Here is a 19,383-nt window from a genome sequence, read left to right as displayed (position 1 = left end):
GGAAAAGTATTATACAGGACTTTATAGTATTTTTTATTCAAAAATACTGCAATTACTCAGAAATTGATTAAAGTTAATGAAATAATTGGTCACAATATCCATTCTGAAGAACGTTCGCCCAAATCTAGAGGAATGCTGACAGCCTTGCCAAGTCGGGGGCGATCGCGTGTTTGGGCAATAAAAGTTTGTACCTGTGTTGACCCACCCAAGGCATGAAGATAATTGGCAATGCTATCGAGATGTTCTTGGTACTCCGCCTCACTCAAGGGAAAAGAAGCTTGCTCTAGATATTTCCACATTACTTGCAAAAATATCTTTCCCTGTGCCCGCCGGAACTGGACATCATAAGAATATCCCCACTTATCAAGCAATATCTGACGTAATTCCTGTCCTGTCATAGTCTTTTCTCAATCAGATTTTACATTTAGTTATGATGTTAAGTTCCGTGACTCCAGTATGATAAGGATATAAAGAAATGTAATGCTAACAGAAAAGATGCTTTTTATATCTTGGAACAAAGAATTATGGCATCGTTGTGAGCGCTAGCATTTCGACTTAGACAAGAGTTGCTCAAGTATTAGTACTTTTGTCAAAATGCTTAACAAAATACACAAAGAGCGCGTAGATTATGGCTCAATTTTCTGAATCAGCAGACGTGCCCGATATGGGGCGTCGTCAGTTCATGAATCTGCTCACTTTTGGGACTGTCACTGGAGTAGCTCTGGGTGCATTGTATCCCGTTGTCAAGTACTTTATTCCACCAGCAGCAGGTGGCGCAGGTGGCGGTGTAACAGCAAAAGATGAGCTAGGTAACGATGTTAGCGTCACTAAATTTCTAGAAAACCGGAATGCAGGCGATCGCAACCTAGTCCAAGGACTAAAAGGAGATCCTACCTATATTGTGGTAGACAGCAAAGAGGCGATCAAAGATTATGGCATTAACGCCATCTGCACCCACTTAGGTTGTGTCGTCCCCTGGAACGTTGCTGAGAACAAATTCAAGTGTCCTTGTCATGGTTCTCAGTATGACGAAACTGGTAAAGTTGTTCGGGGCCCAGCACCTCTGTCTCTGGCTTTAGCCCATACAAACGTAAACGACGACAAAATCGTCTTAACCCCTTGGACTGAAACCGACTTCCGCACAGGTGATGCACCTTGGTGGGGTTAATAATTTTGTCCTTAGTCATTTGTCCTTTGTTCAGGGCTTAATGACTAATGACTAATGACCAATGACTAATGACTAATTCAATTGTCGCCCTTATAGAGATGAGAAATGTTTTCCTAACAGCGAGATTAACTCGCAGTGCTAGAGCGATTGTAAAAACATTGCTCATAGCGATCGCTACTGTGACATTTTACTTCACCAGCGATTTAGCACTTCCTCAATCAGCTGCCGCCTATCCCTTTTGGGCACAGCAAACCTATCCCGAAACCCCCCGCGAACCTACTGGGCGAATTGTTTGTGCCAACTGTCACCTAGCCGCCAAGGTTACAGAAGTGGAAGTTCCCCAATCGGTGCTACCTGACACTGTATTCAAAGCTGTGGTGAAAATCCCTTACGATCTCACTGCCCAGCAAGTTGGTGCTGATGGTTCCAAGGTTGGCTTGAACGTCGGTGCAGTACTGATGCTACCCGAAGGCTTTAAGATTGCTCCTGAAGACCGTCTTTCTGAAGAACTTAAAGAAGAAGTTGGCGACACTTTCTACCAACCCTACAGCGAAGACAAAGATAACGTCGTCATCGTCGGCCCTTTACCTGGCGAACAGTATCAGGAAATCGTCTTCCCAGTTCTTTCTCCCAACCCCGCAACCGACAAAAACATCCACTTTGGTAAATATTCAGTTCACGTAGGTGGTAATCGGGGACGCGGACAAGTTTATCCCACTGGCGAAAAGAGCAATAACGCTGTTTACAACGCTTCCGCTACTGGCACAATTACCAAGATTGCTAAAGAGGAAGATGGAGACGGTAACGTTAAATATTTAGTCAACATCCAACCTGAATCAGGTGATGTTGTCGTTGATACGATTCCTTTAGGGCCAGACCTGCTTGTTTCCGAAGGGCAAGCAGTTAAGACTGGTGATGCTTTGACCAGCAACCCGAACGTCGGTGGATTCGGTCAAACAGATGGAGAAATCGTACTGCAAGACGCTTCCAGAGTCAAATGGATGATTGCGTTCATCGCTCTTGTAATGTTGGCTCAAGTTATGCTTGTGCTGAAGAAGAAGCAGGTTGAGAAAGTTCAAGCTGCTGAAATGAATTTCTAAATTCTTTGCTAAATCATTATTTGTAGGACAGGCAAGATGCCTGTCTTTTTTTATATGTTATGCTTCCAAGTCTGCATATAGCACTCAGAGGTTAATATTGGAACTTAGACAAAGAACACCAAGAAAAAAGCCTCAAACCTATATACAGAGAGACTTTAACATCATTTTGCTTGGTTTATTGATATATCTGGGTTTGAGCCATTTTTGAGCATTTGGTGTATTTACCTTACCCTGCATGGGTTTGAGCTTGTTTATTCCTCAAAGATGTTTAAGTCTCGATATGCAATTTGCTTTAAAAGTATATCTACTTAATCAAAAATTCTTATATTAACTTCTAGTCTTTTTTTAGGGAATCTGTTATAGTTTAGTTGTAAGTTATAACAGTTGTTATAACACAACGTAACTTCTCACATCAAATTTGTAGTGTCTAGGTATTATATTTAAATGCCTAGTATCTTCCTACTTAGGAATTAGCTCATGGCTGTAAAAAGTTATCCCGTAACTCATGCAAAGGTAGGAAATCAAGATGGGTTTCGCTTACCTCGCGCATTCTCTAAGGATTATCCCCATTTAGCTAATGCTTCAGGCCATATTGAAGTGCTATCTGATAACACGTTCTTAGTTAGATTAGAAACTGATAATGTTGATGAAGCTGATGGAGACGAGGGCATAATGATGAGCCTTTTTCTTGACTTTCTCATGAAGGATGCTATGCAAAATCCTTCTAAACTCGTTCCTTATACCCAAGAAATGAGCGATGAAATGGATGATTTACTGGCTGATGTAGTTATAGATTAATGGCTGCATTTACTTGTAATGGTTGGCAGATTTTTTTCTACCCATTGTTTAACGAACAATGGGTAGAATTGCGTAATAGGGTTCGTTTTTTAAAAAATGAGTTACCTAAAGAAGAATTTATTACACATTCAGATGTCAAATTCTTAAAAGCATTGAATATTGGGATTAAAGAAAAAATTCCTCAAGACCCTTTTGCTAGTCATTTTGCTTTGCAAAAACCTTTGCAAAAGTATAGCCGTCTCAAAAAGATGGGGCTACCTGAACGATATAGATTATTCTTCAGAGCATTTAAAGAACCAAAAATTATTATTATTCTTTGGTTAGGTTATCCTCGGAAAGAAGGCGATAAAAAAGATTGTTATCAAGTTTTTAGCAAAAAAGTAGAGAATGGGGATTTTCCTGAAAGTATTAATAATCTGCTTGCAGAATGTGAGTTAGAAAATGCTGGCGAGGAAAAAGAAGATTAAGCAGCGATATTATGGAATCTAGCCCTAGTTAAGTTGAGGTATCTGACCATGACAGCCTCAGTAGAGTACATCCCCGTTACCCCGATTGAGTACCCAGATGAGGATGGTAAGCCGATGGCTGAAGGTGATTTACAGCGCAAGTGTCTTGTATACGCTACCACTGTGCTGGAAATTTATTTTCAAAATCACCCAGATGTATACGTCGCTGGTAATCTATTTATTTACTACGAAAAAGGTTATCCAGAATCGGTTGTCGCACCAGATGTATTTGTGGTGTTTGGAGTGGAAAACCGTGACAGACGCTCTTACAAAACCTGGGAAGAAAATAATCAAACCCCAGATTTTGTCTTAGAGATTACCTCAAAAACCACCCGCAGCAAAGACCAAGGTGCAAAGAAAGGAATTTATGCCTTTCTGGGAGTGCGTGAATATTTTCAATATGACCCCACAGGTGATTATCTCAATCCCCAACTTCAGGGTTTACAGTTGGTTGATGGAAATTATTTCCCAGTGGCAACTAATATTTTGCCAGATGGTACAGTGTCTCTACCCAGTGAAGTTTTGGGGCTAGAGTTACGCCTAGAAGCAGGAAAACTGCGTTTTCACAATCCAGCTACGGGTGAAACACTCCTAACTCATGAAGAGGAAGCAGCTGCACGACAAGCCGCAGAAGAGGCTCGACAGCAAACAGAGCAAAAAGCGCAAATATTAGCTGCTAAACTCCGAGAATTAAATATCGATCCAGATAGCCTTTAGCTAAATCCGGCAGTGTTAATAAAATTATAAAGATTTGACAGCATTTGACAGCATTTGACAAACCCTTACACAGGCTAAGGCTTGTTCTGTTGTTGGTAAAATACTTGTACTGAGCTTTGCCGAAGTAAACGCTCCTGACTACTAATATAGGGTGAGCATTGCCCACCCTACTGCTGTTGATTACTTTGTGTGAGACTATAGCGGACGGTAGACGCGATAGTTGATTTCGGGGAAGATATTATCCATTAACTCGACTTTTTCCAACCAACCACTGTCAACTTTGCCGATTTTAACGTCTTCATAGAGCTTATTAAACCGCATCAGGTGCGATCGCGTCCGTCTAACTGCATAGGGTACCATTGTTCCTGTCCGCATAATAAATGCCCAGTCGGAAGATTGTGCTAATAACAATTCCCGCGCTGCTTGGTTCAATGCTTTCCACCCCAACTCATCTTCTGGTTCCAGTTGCGAGATTTCAATCATCCGTTCAGCAGCTTTGTGCAAATGCGGATAAACCCAAGCGTTCGTCTCATTCAACCAATACTCGTGGAAACCCTTGAAACCCCAACTAGACTGCGAAGGACGACAAACTTGCTGCGTCGGCTGCTCCCGCAAATAGTCTGCTAAATGGGTCATTTGATATGTTTTTTGGTCATACCATGACTTGCGGAATAGGTAATCGATGAACCAAGGGCCTTCATACCACCAATGTCCAAATAACTCTGCGTCATAAGGCGAAACGATAATTGGCGGTCGCTGCATTATACCATATAGATGCTCAGATTGCCGCTCTCGATTATACATAAAATTAGCAGCGTGTTCTGCTGCCTTTTCCCTAGCCCAATAAGGATCGTAGAGCGCCTTATCTGAAAGACCTAAGCCACGTCCCGTAATTTTGTGATACTTAATGCCCGTATTTTTTCGCTGACCATTGGGCATGATGTAGGGCTTGATGTACTCATATTCTGCTTCCCAGCCCAAATCTTTGTAAAATTCCCGATATTCCGCCGCCCCAGGATAACCCACTTCAGAAGACCATACCTGTTGGGAAGATTCATGATCTCGACCAAAGACAGCAACACCAGTTTCTGTATAAATTGGGGCATAAGTGCCAAAGCGCGGCCGGGGACGGGCGTAAAGGATGCCATGCCCATCAGTGAGGAAGTAGCGTAACCCAGCATCGGCTAGCATCCGGTCTAAACCTTCATAGTAGGCGCATTCCGGCAACCAAATGCCTCTGGGTGCTTGTCCAAAGCTTTGTTCGTAATGTTCGCAGGCTACCTGAATTTGCGCCCACACTGCTTGTGGATACATTTTCATCAACGGTAAATAGCCGTGAGTAGCGCCGCAAGTGATGATTTCCAGGTTGTTACTGTCTTGGAACTTCTTAAAAGCTGTCACCAAGTCCCCGTCGTAGCGTTCCCATAGCTGACGCGCTTCACTAAATTCAGTTGCGTAATGTTCGGCTAAATAACGAAGATGTCCGTTGTTGACATTATGTTCTGCTTCTAGTGCTATAAGTTCTTCTAGTTGAGCTAAGTGTGCTTCGTAGCGTTCTTGAAGCAAAGGATCGCGAAGCATTGACACTAAAGGGGGTGTCATACTCATCGTGATTTTAAAGTCAATACCGTCTCGCTTTAAGCCTTCAAATACTTTCAATAAGGGGATGTAAGTTTCTGTGATGGCTTCATAGAGCCATTCTTCCTCCAGCACGTAGTCACTTTCTGGGTGACGAACGAAGGGTAGATGTGCGTGGAGTACAAGCGCGACGTAGCCGATAGCCATAGTGATTTTGGGTGATACTTATAAGTTGAAGGTCGAGAGGTTTGGCTGAAATTAACAATATTTTAAGACTTTATGGGGATCGTAAGAATAGTTTTCAATATGAGTTAAATACAGTGTTTGTAGGGGTACAGCCAATATTATTGTATTGTTGTGCCTCCACTGCGTGTTTTTGCTGTCACGTAAAAATTAAACTCAGGATTTGCCAAAATCTTATGATTTGAACATTACACAGATGGTAAGCGTTCACAGGGGCCTACCGAGATCGAGCGAAGAGTACAGTACATACTGTTTGCTAAAGGAGAAGTAAATATTCGCAATAAGCACCGCAAGTATTTCATGTTCAAATCAGGCTTGGCAGTTCCTTAACTAGTCATACAAAACTGATTTAGAGCAGTTATATAAAAAATTCTGCATAATAAATAGTTGTGCAAATACGTATAACTTAATGAGTCATCCGCTACTGTATAACGATGAGTTGTTATTATGTCCTTCCATAACACAATCTATCGCATAGTTGATGGTGTAACCATTCCTGGCGTATTTTTGCAAGCCTTTATCAAGAATGGAGAGCAATATTTTATCACTGAAATTAAGGTCTACAAAGACGGCAGAATTGATTGCTGGGGGATGGTTGACTTTGATGGTTTCAAAGAAAAGGTGAGCAAAGGTTGGATTACAACTCATCTGTCTGAAGGAGCAAGAGTATCAATGATGGTGTCTGGTCTTAATTTCACCGCCTATCAAGTGAAGTCAAGAGTTGAGGAGCAAGAGTTTGTTAAAGAAGTTGAAGACGAGATCCGACGACTCAATGGGCAGCTAACAACAGGAGAGATTTGCCGACAGAAATTAACACAATACAAGCATGAGCCAAATGAGACAAATAAGCAGTATTTGCGCCAAGCGTATGATGCTGTTCCTAAACACTGTCGTATATATTTAGGTGATATGGATGACAAAGATTGGGAATATCGCTCAATTTTAAACAAATGGAGCGACTAGGAGGAACCAACATCGATACAACATTTTGTTTATAGATAGAAATGTGTAGGCGCAGCCCGTCGTAGACATCGCACACTTTATTCCTCATCTCGATATAATTCCTGCAAGTCTTGTAACTGAGTCTTGCGGGAAATTCGCCGATATTTTTTACTTTCTAGCTTGGGTTCGTATTGACTCTGCCCTTTGCCTTTGCTTTTGCTTTTTAACTTCATGGTAGATTCTGGATCGGCTTGTTGGTGTAGCTGTGTTTGATGAGCGATCGCCGCATCCAAAAATTCTAAATAATGTTCGTATCGTTCCCAGTCTCCCCGCACCACGCACTCAGGCTCGTCTCGATGCAGACAATCACTAAACCGACAGCTAGCAACTGCTAACCGCTTTCTGGCTTCTGGGAAATAATGGATTAATTCTTCTGGTACACAATCCATGTCCGGCTGATTAAAACCGGGAGTGTCTGCCAGTAAACCACCACTAGGTAACTCAAATAATTCTATATGGCGAGTGGTATGACGACCACGAGCCAGTTTACCAGAAACTTCTCCGACTCGCAGCTGAAGAGAGTCAATCAGCGTATTAATCAGGCTGGATTTACCAACGCCGGAAGGCCCAGCGATTACGGTAATTTTATTGCTCAGGTATTTGGCTGCTTGGTCAGTATTGATACCATCTTTAACGCTGATAAATATTGGTTCATAACCCCAACCTAGCAGGCGATCGCTAACTTGTTGTTGTTCTGGCGCTGAAATTAAATCACTTTTATTCAAGCATAAAAGCACATCCAAACCAGTAGACTCAGCCTTAATCAGAAACCGACTCAGTTGATAGGGTTCCAAAGGTGGATCGGCAACGGCAAATACCAATAAGATTTGGTTGACATTGGCGATCGCGGGACGATCTAATTCACTTTGACGGGGTAAAACCTCAGCGATCGCTCCCCTTCCTCCAGCCCAATCTGGCTCTTCTACCACAACGCGATCGCCTACCATCACCTGTTGTCCAATTTTTTTCAGACGTGTTCTTCGGGTACAAAGCAAAAGAGGAGGCGAGGGCAAAGAGGCATTTAAATCCAGTTTCTCTTCGGCTCCCCTGCTCCTCTGCTCCCCTGCCTCTCGATCCATCTGTACTCGGTAAAAATTAGCCTGTACAGCCACCACCGTACCCAATAACTGTCCAGTTACGTCAAAAATTTCCCCTGTCATTGGCTAGCAGCTGGACGGCGCACTAACAGAGAAAAATAACTAGTGCAGTCTGTAATTTGTTCTACCTGATAACCTGCCATTGTCAAACTATCAGGAACCTGCTCAATCGGCTCACCAGGGTCTAACCAGACTTCTAGTAAACCTCCCAATGGCATTTTCTCCAGACGTAGTTTTGTCCGCACGAAATTAATCGGGCAAGGGGTGCCGCGTAAATCAAGTTGAGCGTCGGGAGTTAAAACAGAAGAGGGCATCATCACTTAAATAAATTTCCCAAGAATCCTTCTAGACCGCCTTTACCAGTGCGATCGCCCTTAATTTTAGCTAGCTTCTCCAGCAGTTCCCTCTCCTCTGGGGTGATTTTATTGGGAATATCAATTAATACGTTCAGCATGTGATCCCCACGACTTACGGGATTACCCAAGCGGGGTACGCCGCGATTTTCCAACTTCATCACTGTATTCGGCTGAGTTCCAGCTGGAATGATTAGTTCTACCGGCCCATCTACTGTATCTACCTCTAACCGACAACCTAAAATCGCTTGCAGGTAGCTAACTTTGATTTCCGAGAGAATATTAATCCCATCTCGTTGGAATTCCTCGTCCTCATTTACGAACAAGTAAACGTATAAATCCCCAGGAGGGCCACTACGTTGACCGGCATCTCCTTCACTAGAAATCCGCAAACGTGTGCCATTATCCACCCCTGCTGGAATGGTAATTTTGAGTTTCTTTGTGACTTGATTTGCGCCCTTACCATCACACGCGTCACACTTATCTTCAATTACCATCCCTGTTCCATTACAGGTGGGACAAGTCGAGACCTGGGTGAAACTGCCAAAGGGTGTTCTAGTCACACGCCGTACTTGAGCCGAACCGCCACAAGTCGAACAAGTCCGAGGGCGGGTTCCAGGTTTAGCACCAGAACCGCTACAAACTTCACAATTTTCTAGATGAGAAATGCGAATTTCTTTTTCGCCGCCAAATATCGCTTCCCGAAAGTCTAACTTCAGGTCTAGCCGCAGGTCATCACCCCTCGCAGGCCCACTGCGGCGTCTTTGTTGGGTGGGATTACCCATACCGCCAGCAAAGCCACTAAAAATGCTTTCAAAGATATCGGCAAAACCACCCATATCGCCGACATCTTGAAAGCCCGCGCCAGCACCAGATACACCCTCTGGACCAAAGCGATCGTAACGAGCGCGGGTTTCGGGTTCTGAGAGTACCTCATAAGCGCGGTTAATTTCTTTAAAGCGATCCTCCGCCCCCGGTTCTTTGTTCACATCTGGGTGATACTTCCGGGCTAGACGGCGATAGGCTTGTTTGATTTCTTCTTTGTCAGTGTCACGAGAGACACCCAGGATTTCATAATAGTCGCGGGCCATATAGCAAAGGTAAAAGTTAGAAGGAAGAAAGCAGAAGTCAGTAGAACGTCATTCACGGTCACTTGCTACCCTATGGATTAAGTGTTTTGCCTACAGATATGCAAGAGCAACACATTATCCTGTTAGAGGGCGGCTTGCCGGAAGGCAGGCAGAAGATAAAATTAATTTTTGTTAATAACTGATTTTACCCTTTACCTTTTACAAAAATCACCGACAAATCTTGAGCAACAGGTGCTTTCCTCGTGGGAGACGACAAAAGCTATAGAAGTTAGGAACAGGGGGAGCCTCTGCTCATACTTCTCACTGCCGAGTCGGCTGTCTCTTTTACAATTGTGCTACGTAGGAGAGGAAAACCTCGCCCATCAACCAGAGGGGCTAGCCGCACCATTAGGTGTGGAAAACCACCCTTATGCAATGGAAGTGGCTCTGAACTTGCACATTGCCTAGCCCAAAGTAATTTGCTTCTACAATCTAGCAAAGGACTGGGGTCTTGTGAAACTTCGCTAAATCTAAATATTTAGATATATTAAAATATCATAATAAAAATTTGCAACTTAGGAGATTGGGGACTGGGTACTGGGGACAAGGGGACAAATCAATTCAAAATTCAAAATTCAAAATTCAAACATTTTTGAACTTCTGCCTCCTGCCTTCTGCCTTCTGCCTCCTCTTTCCCAATGCCCCATGCCCCATGCCCAATCCCTAATCTATCGCCTCATAATCAGCCTGAGCGGTACTTTCTTCGTCAAAATCAAAGTTGAATTGTGGTATTAGGGTGCCATTCATTGGTGAGTCTACTTCTGAGGGAAAGTGACCAGATGAACTCTCCTCAATCTGATCGGTTTGGCTGTTAGCTCGATTGTAAACATCAGCACCAATTGCAAACAAGGTTTGTTGAAAGTCGTCTAAGCGCTGCTTAAATTCCACTGTGGAAATGCTGGAGTCAATCATTGCCGCTTGGAGTTGTTCAACTTTTTCACTAGCCAAGGTTTTCATCTGGTCGCCGATAAAGTTGCTATTATCCTTGATCGTAGATTCATAACTGAACAACAAATTATCTGCTTGGTTTTTGAGTTCAACCAGTTCTTTACGTCTTCTATCTTCTTCGGAAAACAGTTCGGCCTCTTGGCGCATCCGTTCGACTTCGTTGCTACTCAAACCACCTGTATTGGTAATCCTGATACTCTGTTCTCTACCTGTACCTTTATCTTGAGCAGAAACCTTGAGGATGCCGTTGACATCGATTTCAAAGGATACTTCAATTTGCGGTACACCACGGGGCGATGGGGGAATTCCTGCTAGCAAAAACTTGCCGAGACTCTTGTTATCTCGTGACATCGCTCGTTCACCTTGGAGGATGTGAATTTCCACTGAGGTTTGCCCATCAACGGCGGTGGAAAAAACTTGTGACCGACTTGTAGGAATTGTAGTGTTGCGTTCAATGATTTTGGTGAACACTTCACCTAAAGTTTCAATTCCCAAGGACAGAGGGGTGACATCCAGTAGTAAGAGATTATCGACTTCGCCACCCAACACACCTGCTTGAATAGCTGCTCCCAATGCTACGGCTTCGTCAGGGTTGATGGAGCGATCGGGAGCTTTGCCGTTAAAAAACTTAATTAGCGCGTTTTGGACTGCCGGAATACGGGTAGAACCACCTACCAAAATAATCCGATCTATGGCTTCTGGTTTGAGATCCGCATCTTTAAGCGATTGGATCAGTGGTTCGATGGTCGCTTCAATTAATTTCGCGGCGAGTTCTTCAAATTTCGAGCGACTGAGTTCCATCTCCAGATGCTTTGGCCCAGTGTCATCCGCTGTGATAAAGGGCAAGTTGATGGAGGTATTCACCATGCTGGAGAGTTCAATTTTTGCCTTTTCCGCAGCTTCCCGCAGGCGTTGCAGTGCCATTTTGTCTTTGGAAAGGTCGATTTTCTCTTGTTCTTGGAAACGTTCCATCATCCAAAGGACGATCGCATTATCAAAGTCGTCTCCACCCAAGTGGTTGTTACCACAAGTCGCCTTTACTTCAAAAACGCCATCCCCAAGTTGCAGGATCGATACGTCAAAAGTACCGCCTCCCAAGTCAAATACTAAAATTAGCTGCTCTTGGTCTTGCTTTTCCAATCCGAAAGCTAAAGCCGCAGCTGTTGGTTCATTAATGATTCGCAGAACTTCTAGTCCAGCAATTGTGCCAGCATCTTTAGTTGCTTGTCTTTGGGCATCTGTGAAATATGCTGGTACGGTGATCACTGCTTGAGTGACTTCCTCACCCAAAAAGTTTTCTGCATCCTGCTTCAGCTTTTGCAAGATCATCGCGGATAATTCTTGGGGCGTATAGTTTTTTGAGCGAATTTGGACATCAACGGTCTCATCTCGACCTTTGATGCAGTTGTAGGGGACGCGATCGCGTTCTACTTCAGTATCTTCCCAACGCCGCCCGATAAATCGTTTAATACTGTAAATTGTGTTTTCAGCATTGGTTACGGCTTGGCGCTTTGCCAATTGACCAACCAAACGATCGCCACTCTTCCCAAATCCCACAATACTTGGAGTCGTTCGTCCACCTTCAGAATTGGAGATCACAAGTGGTTGACCACCCTCCAAAACTGCGACGCAACTGTTAGTAGTGCCTAAGTCGATCCCAATAACTTTTCCCATATTTACCAGTATTTTTACTGAATATTTCTGCTGTAATATGTCGCGGACTAACTTTTTTGCTAAGAACAAAGGCTAGCGGATAACATCTGTGGAACCCCTGTTGCTGCTAGCAAGAAAGAAGTTGAAACACAGAGAGTTATCCAAAGCCTTGTTTTTGTTTTGGTACGCGATGCTCGTCCTTGCTATAACCCAGGCACTTGAGGTCAGCGAGACGAGCGACTACAGCTTAACTGCTGGCTGAACTCGACTGATCTTCTGGTGCAAAAGGTGTATCTTCCTTGGGAGCAGCTACTTTGACCATTGCATGGCGTAGCACGCGATCGCCCAAGTAATATCCGCGCACTAACTCTTCTAACACTGTTCCTTCAGGATGTTCATCCGTAGGTTCCCGCATTACTGCTTCGTGCAGGTTAGGATCGAATTCTTGACCTTCGGGACGCATTGGCGATACACCCAAGCGCTTCAAGCTATCTACTAGTTGTTTGTAAACACCTTGGTAACTTTTGTGCATGGTCATTTCGCCCTCAGATTGCGGTTTGAGGTGCGATCGCGCCCGCTCAAAATTATCGACTATTGGTAGCAATTCCAAAATCGTATTCCGCTTCACCTGCAACTCTAGGTCTTCTTTTTCTTTGCTAGTGCGTTTCCGGTAATTCTCAAAATCAGCGGCGATCCGCATATATTGAGTACTACGCTCTTCCAGTTGCGTTTTGACGGACTCGATTTGTTGAGTCAGTTCTGCCAAAGCTGCTGTTTCCACTCCAGTTTTCTCAGTTGCAGCGACGCTATTTTCTGAATTGACGGTAGCAGTATCCCCCGATACATTTGTTTGGCCCGCCACTTGCTCTGTCACCTCGCTGCCAGATTCATTGAAATTAACTTGGGCTGGGAAGTCACTCTTCATTGCTTGCTTTACCTCTGTTGGTTCACCCAATTGCTGGCTTGTATTGTTTATCTGTTTATTTTCATCGATCATTGTCTATTCATTCCAGATCCTATTTATGGCAGTGTATCTCCACAGCTTGCAACCGTCGTCATCCACGACATGCCACTGAGGCTGATTTTATTGCCAACAATTTCCTGGAAGTGATGTAACCGTCCTCTTATTGTGACAAATGGTGAACACGTTAGCCCAGACGCTATTAAGGCGGGAACCCGAACGAGTAGTTTGCAATAGTAGCGCTGAATGCGACTTGCCCCTTATGTTATTTGAAAATATATTTAATTTTGAATTTTGAATTCAAAGCAAAGCGACGTGACTCAGGACTTTTTTGGGAAATGAGAATTCTATCTCACACTAAGGGAATACTTTAAGCAGAGGTTCCCCCTACTCATTCGCTCATCTATGACTTACTCGTCACCACAACGGCGCAGTACCGCTCTAACTACCAGAACAGAGTTTTCGCCCTTCGGCAATAAGCTAGTGCAATCTGGCTATGTCAATACCGAACAGATGAGGCAGGCATTAATTGAAAGCCGCAAATCTGGCAGACCCTTAACAGAAGTATTAGAGTCAATCACTGGGCAACAACTATCGCCTGAGTTGCTCAGGCAATACAAAAAACAGCAGCTATTTGAACTGAAAATATTATACGGAGTTGAATTCCTCGATCCAGAAGTCAATTCCGTTGGCAACACGATGATGGGGAACCTGATTGAAACCCTCATCCCAGTGGATATCTGCCGTCGCCATCGCTTAGTACCACTGTCAAAACACGAAGACCAAACCCCGCCCTCAGTTTTAGTGGCGATGGTTGCTCCAGATAATCTAGAGGCTTCTGATGACCTGAACCGCATCTTGCGCCCCCAAGGCTTGGCTTTACAGCGCATGGTGATTACCCAGGAAGATTACCAACAGCTAATCAACCAATATTTGGATGAAATGGCTGTTAAGCAGAAGCACCTGGAACGAGAAAACTCTACAGATATTAGTCAAGATTTAGAAAATCTCGGAAATCTTGATATTTCGGATGCTCCTGAAGAAATGGAGGCCGATCTAGGAGCAGCGATGAAGGGTGCAGAGGATGCCCCAGTTATCAACCTAGTTAATAGAATCCTAGCTAAAGCCTTACATGAGGGCGTTTCTGACATTCATATCGAACCGCAAGAAGAAAACCTACGCATCCGCTTTCGGAAAGATGGTGTACTGCGTGAAGCTTTCCCCTCAATGCCGAAAAAAATCATCCCGGCGGTGACAGCCCGATTTAAAATCATCTCCAATCTAGACATTGCTGAACGCCGTCTACCTCAAGATGGACGCATCCGACGGCTGTTTGAGGGACGTAAGGTGGACTTCCGGGTGAATACCTTACCCAGTCGCTACGGGGAAAAGGTGGTACTGCGGATTTTGGATAACTCCTCCACCCAACTGGGATTAGATAAGTTAATTACCGATCCAGAGACTTTGAATATTGTCAAGGATATGGTTAGCCGTCCGTTTGGGTTAATTTTGGTAACTGGGCCAACTGGTTCGGGAAAAACAACTTCGCTGTATTCTGCACTTTCAGAAAAGAACGATCCCGGAATTAATATCAGTACTGTAGAAGACCCCATTGAGTACAGTCTTCCAGGGATTACTCAAGTACAGGTAATTCGGGAAAAAGGGCTAGATTTTGCTACCGCGTTGCGGGCTTTCTTGCGACAAGATCCAGATGTGCTACTGGTGGGTGAAACGCGGGATAAAGAAACGGCAAAAACAGCGATTGAAGCTGCCTTGACAGGTCACTTAGTATTAACTACCTTACATACCAATGATGCCCCAGGAGCGATCGCTCGTTTGGGAGAAATGGGGATTGAGCCTTTCATGGTTTCTAGTTCCCTAATTGGCGTTTTAGCTCAACGTTTGGTGCGGCGTGTATGTTCTGAATGTCGTGTCCCCTACACTCCCACAACCGAGGAACTAGCTCGTTATGGTCTATCAGCTTCCTCAGATGTCGGAGTCACTTTCTATAAAGCTAACACCTTGACATTAGATGCGATCGCAGATGCCAAAGCCAAAAATCACCTTTGCCCAAAATGTAATGGTGTCGGCTACAAAGGGCGTTGTGGTGTTTATGAAGTCATGCGAGTCACCGAAAACCTGCAAACTCTGATCAACGAAGATGCACCCACCGAACGCATCAAGGAAGTGGCAATAGAAGAGGGCATGAAAACCTTGCTGGCTTACAGTTTGGACTTAGTGCGTGAAGGTTCCACCACTCTAGAAGAAGTAGAACGAGTGACGTTTACTGATACTGGCTTGGAAGCAGAGTTAAAAGCCAAACGTAAGACAGGTCTTACCTGCCGAAGTTGTGATGCCACATTGAAACAAGAATGGCTGGATTGTCCTTACTGTATGACGGCTCGGTTTTAAGAATAGTCATTAGTCATTAGTCATTGGTCATTGGTCATTAGTCATTAGTCATTGGTCATTGGTGAATGCTTAATAACTTTAAACAACTGACAAATAACAAAGGACAAAGGACAAATGACAACGGACAAAAGACAAATGACAAATAAAAAACATTAAAAGGAAGCAGAACTATGGAAATGATGATTGAAGATTTGATGGAGCAGTTGATTGAATTGGGTGGCTCGGATATGCACTTATCCGCAGGTTTGCCTCCTTACTTCCGCATCAGTGGCAAACTTACGCCCATAGGTGAGCATGTATTAACAGCAGATCAATGTCAAAGGCTAATTTTTAGTATGCTCAACAACACCCAGCGTAAAACCTTAGAGCAGAACTGGGAGTTGGATTGTTCTTATGGTGTAAAAGGTTTAGCTCGCTTTCGAGTCAATGTTTATAAAGAACGTGGTTCTTATGCTGCTTGCTTACGAGCATTAAGTTCTAAGATTCCTAACTTTGAAAAGTTAGGTTTGCCAGATATCGTGCGGGAAATGACAGATAAGCCCAGAGGACTAATTCTAGTGACAGGCCCTACAGGTTCAGGCAAGACAACAACCCTAGCGGCAATGATTGACTTGATTAACCGCACCAAGGCAGAGCATATTTTGACGGTAGAAGATCCAATTGAATTTGTCTACGAACCAATTAAAAGTTTGGTTCACCAACGGCAATTAGGTGAAGATACTAAAAGCTTTGCTAATGCTTTGAAAGCAGCTTTGCGGGAAGATCCAGACATTGTTCTGGTAGGGGAAATGCGCGATTTAGAAACAATTTCTTTGGCGATTTCCGCAGCAGAAACAGGACACTTGGTATTTGGTACACTACACACTAGTTCCGCTGCACAAACGGTTGATCGGATTATTGACGTTTTCCCCCATGAAAGACAAACCCAGGTGCGGGTGCAACTGTCTAACTCGTTAGTGGCGGTATTTAGCCAAACCTTAGTGTCCAAGAAAAGCCCTAAACCTGGTGAGTATGGTCGGGTAATGGCTCAAGAAATTCTGATTGTCACTCCTGCTATTTCCAACTTGATTCGAGAAGGCAAAACATCTCAAATTTACTCAGCAATTCAAACTGGCGGCAAATTGGGAATGCAAACTCTAGAGAAGGTTTTAGCCGATTTTTACAAAGCCGGAACGATTTCTTTTGAAGCGGCGATGTCTAAGACTTCTAAGCCAGATGAAATTCAACGTCTCATCGGTACTTCTGTACCACCGCAGGCAGCAGGTGCGAAACCTGGTGCGGCAGCCAAAGCACATTAAAGGAACTGGGGAGTAATAATTTTAGATTTTAGATTTTGGATTTTAGATTGAAATTTAATCCAAAATCCTCAATCCAAAATCAAAAATAAAATTATCTCATGCCCAATTAATAACAACTATTTTGAATTTATTTTATGCCAAACTTCGTTGCCCGTGTTCGGGATTCGCAAGGGAAATCTCGAACAGAAAAAATTGTTGCTGAATCCTTGGTACAAGCTCGTACTAATCTTAGAGATCAAGGTTTTGTAATCCAAGAACTCAAGCAATCTCAAGGATTTCAGCCAGATGTTGCCTTGAAAAATTTCCAGAATTCCTTAGTTAAGGTTTCTGTGAAAGACAAAGCCGTTTTTTCGCGTCAATTTGCCGTTTTGATGAATGCGGGAGTTGCGATCGTTAGAAGTTTGGGGGTACTTTCCGAACAGTGTAGTAATACTAAATTGAAACAAGCCCTTGTAGACATTAGCACCGATGTTCAAAGCGGAATGAATCTTTCAGAGGCAATGCGGAAGCATCCTGACTGTTTTGATGGATTATACGTGAGTATGATTCAAGCTGGCGAAGTTGGCGGTGTACTAGACGAAGTATTAAATCGTTTAGCCAAGTTGTTAGAAGATGTTGCCCGATTACAAAACCAAATTAAATCAGCACTGTCTTATCCAACGGTTGTGGGTTTTATCGCAGTTGCTATCTTTCTTGGTATGACTATTTTTCTTATTCCAATTTTCGCCACAATTTTTGTACAACTTGGAATCACATTACCACCTCTAACGCAATTCTTGATGGATGCGAGTAAATTTCTGAGAAGTCCGGGTGCTTTAGTTCTTCTTGCTGCTCTTATCGGACTTAAATTTGCCTTTACACAATACTCTAAAACTCCTGTTGGTCGCATCACAATCGATCGTTTTTCCTTGAAGATGCCATTGTTTGGTGATTTAATTCAAAAATCTTCAGTTGCCCGCTTTAGCCGGACTTTTGGTTCTTTGACTCGTTCAGGTGTACCAATTTTAACTTGCTTAGAAATTGTCCGAGACACATCAGGAAACCAAGTGATTGCTAATGCCATAGACGCTGCCCGGATGGAGATTCAACAAGGAGGCATGATTAGCATTGCTTTACAAAAAGATGCCGTTTTTCCGGCTATGGCAATTCAGATGATTAGTATCGGAGAAGAAACTGGAGAATTAGATGGAATGTTGATGAAAGTTGCCGATTTCTATGAAGATGAAGTCGAGCAAGCAGTAAAAGCAATGACCAGTATTTTGGAACCGGTGATGATTGTAGTTCTAGGGGGAATGGTTGGAACCATTTTGCTAGCGATGTATCTGCCTATGTTTGCAGTATTTGAAAAGCTGGGATAAAGGATTAATAGTTAAGAGTTAGAAGTTATGAGTTAGGAATTAAAATTTTTTATTCCTAACTTTTAGCTTATCACTAATTAATTTTATTCTTAACTCCTAACTCCTCACTCCTCACTCCTCATTATTTAATAAACTATGACTGTACAAAAATCTCAGTACGAAGCGAGTTTGGCAGAGTACAGTAATCATCTAGCTGCGATCGCCTTATTAAAGCAATATCGGCCCTACTTGGAGATGATTCCCAGTCTGCGCCGTCCAGATGAAAGTGTCATTACTATACCCTTGCCAATTGTTCGGCTTCGCAATCCTGCTACAACAGCCTTAAAAACGATTTGCTTACCCTGTGATGTGGCAATTTTGATGTGCGATCCAGAGTGGAAAATCAAAACTGGTGCAGAAATTTTAGTCTTTATTCATCGCGCTGACGAAGACTTTTCTGATTTGTTAGGACGTTGGCGACAAACTCAAGTTTATCTAGACAATGATTATGAGTGGTTGATGCCTCTCCGTCACAGTCATATTTTGAGTGAGGGAGCTAATACTGTATATCCTCTGTTTATCGTTTTTAGTGAGACTTTAGAACGCATCCAAAGAGGTCTTGTGGGAGCCGAACTCCCATTTATTATGCAAACACCCGATTTGCTGGTTGAGGAGAATATCACAGATATTTTCTCTTCACAAACTCCACCAGCTTAGGGACTTACAGCAGAATTCAAAAGTAAAATACGCTTTATACCTGGGTAACAGACGAATCGTTGTGTACCTAAGTAATTTGAAAGCTGCTGTATAGTCAAAAAAACATCCCATCTTTGCGAACGTAAGAATGCAAGTCCTTACATTTATAGAAATGTACTAAGTGTAAAACTACATATTTTTATCCCCGGCTACGCCGTCCCCCTTTTGTTAAAATAGAGGGGTTTTATTATGTGTATCTTCATACAAAATTTTTATAAATACCACGCAACAGACTTTCACCTTTACAAAACTACAAATTAGCTCGTCACACATCCGTGAAAGGACTAGTTCTACAAAAATTTATTTTTACTTTTTGAAGAGTAATG

Annotated in this window: 19 protein-coding genes; 11 read left to right on the top strand and 8 right to left on the bottom strand. The window is 43.2% G+C overall.

Annotated features, from left to right (window positions below; all coding sequences use genetic code 11):
- Positions 1-89 precede the first annotated feature (89 nt).
- A complete protein-coding gene (locus RMZ95_RS15645; RefSeq protein ID WP_179063611.1) occupies positions 90-398 on the bottom strand; it encodes a DUF3067 family protein in 309 nt (102 codons plus the stop codon).
- Between the two features lie 230 nt (positions 399-628).
- Here RMZ95_RS15645 and petC point away from each other — a divergent pair, with 230 nt between their 5' ends.
- The 5 genes from petC (at position 629) to RMZ95_RS15620 (ending at position 4,289) form a co-directional block, all read left to right on the top strand.
- Positions 629-1,168: a cytochrome b6-f complex iron-sulfur subunit gene (gene petC / locus RMZ95_RS15640; protein WP_292774200.1), complete on the top strand. Its 540-nt coding sequence runs from the start codon at positions 629-631 to the stop codon at positions 1,166-1,168.
- A 98-nt stretch (positions 1,169-1,266) separates the two neighbouring features.
- A complete protein-coding gene (gene petA, locus RMZ95_RS15635) occupies positions 1,267-2,268 on the top strand; it encodes a cytochrome f (protein ID WP_322682754.1) in 1,002 nt (333 codons plus the stop codon).
- Positions 2,269-2,745: 477 nt separating this feature from the next.
- Positions 2,746-3,066 (top strand): hypothetical protein, encoded by a 321-nt coding sequence (locus RMZ95_RS15630; protein WP_322682741.1) that lies wholly within the window; start codon positions 2,746-2,748, stop codon positions 3,064-3,066.
- The gene (locus tag RMZ95_RS15625) at positions 3,066-3,533 is read left to right on the top strand and encodes a type II toxin-antitoxin system YhaV family toxin (RefSeq protein ID WP_322682740.1); all 468 of its coding nucleotides are present in this window, start codon (positions 3,066-3,068) and stop codon (positions 3,531-3,533) included. Before RMZ95_RS15630 ends, RMZ95_RS15625 begins: the two co-directional genes overlap by 1 nt.
- Before the next feature lie 48 nt (positions 3,534-3,581).
- Entirely contained in the window at positions 3,582-4,289 is a 708-nt protein-coding gene (locus RMZ95_RS15620) for a Uma2 family endonuclease (RefSeq protein ID WP_322682739.1), read from the top strand.
- Between the two features lie 24 nt (positions 4,290-4,313).
- Here RMZ95_RS15620 and RMZ95_RS15615 read toward each other — a convergent pair whose 3' ends face one another.
- Both RMZ95_RS15615 and RMZ95_RS15610 read right to left on the bottom strand, forming a co-directional pair.
- Positions 4,314-4,391: a DUF6888 family protein gene (locus RMZ95_RS15615; RefSeq protein ID WP_409882756.1), complete on the bottom strand. Its 78-nt coding sequence runs from the start codon at positions 4,389-4,391 to the stop codon at positions 4,314-4,316.
- A gap of 93 nt (positions 4,392-4,484) precedes the next feature.
- On the bottom strand, positions 4,485-6,074 hold the full coding sequence (locus RMZ95_RS15610) for a glycoside hydrolase family 57 protein (RefSeq protein ID WP_322682738.1): 1,590 nt from the start codon (positions 6,072-6,074) through the stop codon (positions 4,485-4,487).
- Positions 6,075-6,557: 483 nt separating this feature from the next.
- On the opposite strand from RMZ95_RS15610, the gene RMZ95_RS15605 reads away from it, so the two are divergent.
- Entirely contained in the window at positions 6,558-7,073 is a 516-nt protein-coding gene (locus tag RMZ95_RS15605; RefSeq protein ID WP_322682737.1) for a hypothetical protein, read from the top strand.
- A 77-nt stretch (positions 7,074-7,150) separates the two neighbouring features.
- On the opposite strand, the gene rsgA is transcribed toward RMZ95_RS15605, so the two are convergent.
- The 3 genes from rsgA to dnaJ are packed head-to-tail and all read right to left on the bottom strand — an operon-like array spanning position 7,151 to position 9,653.
- Entirely contained in the window at positions 7,151-8,272 is a 1,122-nt protein-coding gene (rsgA, locus tag RMZ95_RS15600) for a small ribosomal subunit biogenesis GTPase RsgA (RefSeq protein ID WP_322682736.1), read from the bottom strand.
- Positions 8,269-8,526, bottom strand: a complete 258-nt coding sequence (locus RMZ95_RS15595; RefSeq protein ID WP_322682735.1) for a sulfurtransferase TusA family protein — start codon at positions 8,524-8,526, stop codon at positions 8,269-8,271. Before RMZ95_RS15595 ends, rsgA begins: the two co-directional genes overlap by 4 nt.
- Positions 8,526-9,653, bottom strand: a complete 1,128-nt coding sequence (gene dnaJ, locus RMZ95_RS15590) for a molecular chaperone DnaJ (RefSeq protein WP_322673116.1) — start codon at positions 9,651-9,653, stop codon at positions 8,526-8,528. The genes RMZ95_RS15595 and dnaJ overlap by 1 nt, the downstream gene beginning before the upstream one ends.
- 168 nt (positions 9,654-9,821) lie before the next feature.
- Between dnaJ and RMZ95_RS15585 the strand changes: the two genes are divergently transcribed.
- Positions 9,822-10,100 (top strand): hypothetical protein, encoded by a 279-nt coding sequence (locus RMZ95_RS15585; protein WP_322682734.1) that lies wholly within the window; start codon positions 9,822-9,824, stop codon positions 10,098-10,100.
- A gap of 255 nt (positions 10,101-10,355) precedes the next feature.
- Here the strand turns inward: RMZ95_RS15585 and dnaK are convergent, their stop codons facing one another.
- Both dnaK and grpE read right to left on the bottom strand, forming a co-directional pair.
- The gene (dnaK, locus tag RMZ95_RS15580) at positions 10,356-12,314 is read right to left on the bottom strand and encodes a molecular chaperone DnaK (RefSeq protein WP_322682733.1); all 1,959 of its coding nucleotides are present in this window, start codon (positions 12,312-12,314) and stop codon (positions 10,356-10,358) included.
- 226 nt (positions 12,315-12,540) lie between these two features.
- Positions 12,541-13,290 carry a nucleotide exchange factor GrpE gene (gene grpE, locus RMZ95_RS15575; protein ID WP_322673113.1) on the bottom strand — a complete coding sequence of 250 codons (750 nt, stop codon included), beginning with the start codon at positions 13,288-13,290 and terminating at the stop codon, positions 12,541-12,543.
- Positions 13,291-13,659: 369 nt separating this feature from the next.
- On the opposite strand from grpE, the gene RMZ95_RS15570 reads away from it, so the two are divergent.
- The 4 genes from RMZ95_RS15570 (at position 13,660) to RMZ95_RS15555 (ending at position 19,018) form a co-directional block, all read left to right on the top strand.
- Entirely contained in the window at positions 13,660-15,666 is a 2,007-nt protein-coding gene (locus RMZ95_RS15570; RefSeq protein WP_322673112.1) for a GspE/PulE family protein, read from the top strand.
- 170 nt (positions 15,667-15,836) lie between these two features.
- Positions 15,837-16,964 (top strand): type IV pilus twitching motility protein PilT, encoded by a 1,128-nt coding sequence (locus RMZ95_RS15565; RefSeq protein ID WP_289797446.1) that lies wholly within the window; start codon positions 15,837-15,839, stop codon positions 16,962-16,964.
- Positions 16,965-17,098: 134 nt separating this feature from the next.
- Positions 17,099-18,322, top strand: coding sequence for a type II secretion system F family protein (locus RMZ95_RS15560; RefSeq protein ID WP_322673111.1), 1,224 nt, complete (start codon positions 17,099-17,101; stop codon positions 18,320-18,322).
- Between the two features lie 135 nt (positions 18,323-18,457).
- Entirely contained in the window at positions 18,458-19,018 is a 561-nt protein-coding gene (locus tag RMZ95_RS15555; protein ID WP_322682732.1) for a hypothetical protein, read from the top strand.
- Positions 19,019-19,383: the final 365 nt, after the last annotated feature.

This window comes from Nostoc sp. DedQUE07 (assembly GCF_034530975.2).
Taxonomy (GTDB): Bacteria; Cyanobacteriota; Cyanobacteriia; order Cyanobacteriales; family Nostocaceae; genus Nostoc.
Note: the sequence above shows the minus strand (reverse complement) of the source record. Positions and strands in the feature narration are given on the sequence as shown.

Coding starts and splice junctions, on each gene's coding strand:
- RMZ95_RS15645 (WP_179063611.1), bottom strand. CDS start 398: ATGACAGGACAGGAATTACGTCAGATATTGCTTGATAAGTGGGGATAT.
- petC (WP_292774200.1), top strand. CDS start 629: ATGGCTCAATTTTCTGAATCAGCAGACGTGCCCGATATGGGGCGTCGT.
- petA (WP_322682754.1), top strand. CDS start 1,267: ATGAGAAATGTTTTCCTAACAGCGAGATTAACTCGCAGTGCTAGAGCG.
- RMZ95_RS15630 (WP_322682741.1), top strand. CDS start 2,746: ATGGCTGTAAAAAGTTATCCCGTAACTCATGCAAAGGTAGGAAATCAA.
- RMZ95_RS15625 (WP_322682740.1), top strand. CDS start 3,066: ATGGCTGCATTTACTTGTAATGGTTGGCAGATTTTTTTCTACCCATTG.
- RMZ95_RS15620 (WP_322682739.1), top strand. CDS start 3,582: ATGACAGCCTCAGTAGAGTACATCCCCGTTACCCCGATTGAGTACCCA.
- RMZ95_RS15610 (WP_322682738.1), bottom strand. CDS start 6,074: ATGGCTATCGGCTACGTCGCGCTTGTACTCCACGCACATCTACCCTTC.
- RMZ95_RS15605 (WP_322682737.1), top strand. CDS start 6,558: ATGTCCTTCCATAACACAATCTATCGCATAGTTGATGGTGTAACCATT.
- rsgA (WP_322682736.1), bottom strand. CDS start 8,272: ATGACAGGGGAAATTTTTGACGTAACTGGACAGTTATTGGGTACGGTG.
- RMZ95_RS15595 (WP_322682735.1), bottom strand. CDS start 8,526: ATGATGCCCTCTTCTGTTTTAACTCCCGACGCTCAACTTGATTTACGC.
- dnaJ (WP_322673116.1), bottom strand. CDS start 9,653: ATGGCCCGCGACTATTATGAAATCCTGGGTGTCTCTCGTGACACTGAC.
- dnaK (WP_322682733.1), bottom strand. CDS start 12,314: ATGGGAAAAGTTATTGGGATCGACTTAGGCACTACTAACAGTTGCGTC.
- grpE (WP_322673113.1), bottom strand. CDS start 13,290: ATGATCGATGAAAATAAACAGATAAACAATACAAGCCAGCAATTGGGT.
- RMZ95_RS15570 (WP_322673112.1), top strand. CDS start 13,660: ATGACTTACTCGTCACCACAACGGCGCAGTACCGCTCTAACTACCAGA.
- RMZ95_RS15565 (WP_289797446.1), top strand. CDS start 15,837: ATGGAAATGATGATTGAAGATTTGATGGAGCAGTTGATTGAATTGGGT.
- RMZ95_RS15560 (WP_322673111.1), top strand. CDS start 17,099: ATGCCAAACTTCGTTGCCCGTGTTCGGGATTCGCAAGGGAAATCTCGA.
- RMZ95_RS15555 (WP_322682732.1), top strand. CDS start 18,458: ATGACTGTACAAAAATCTCAGTACGAAGCGAGTTTGGCAGAGTACAGT.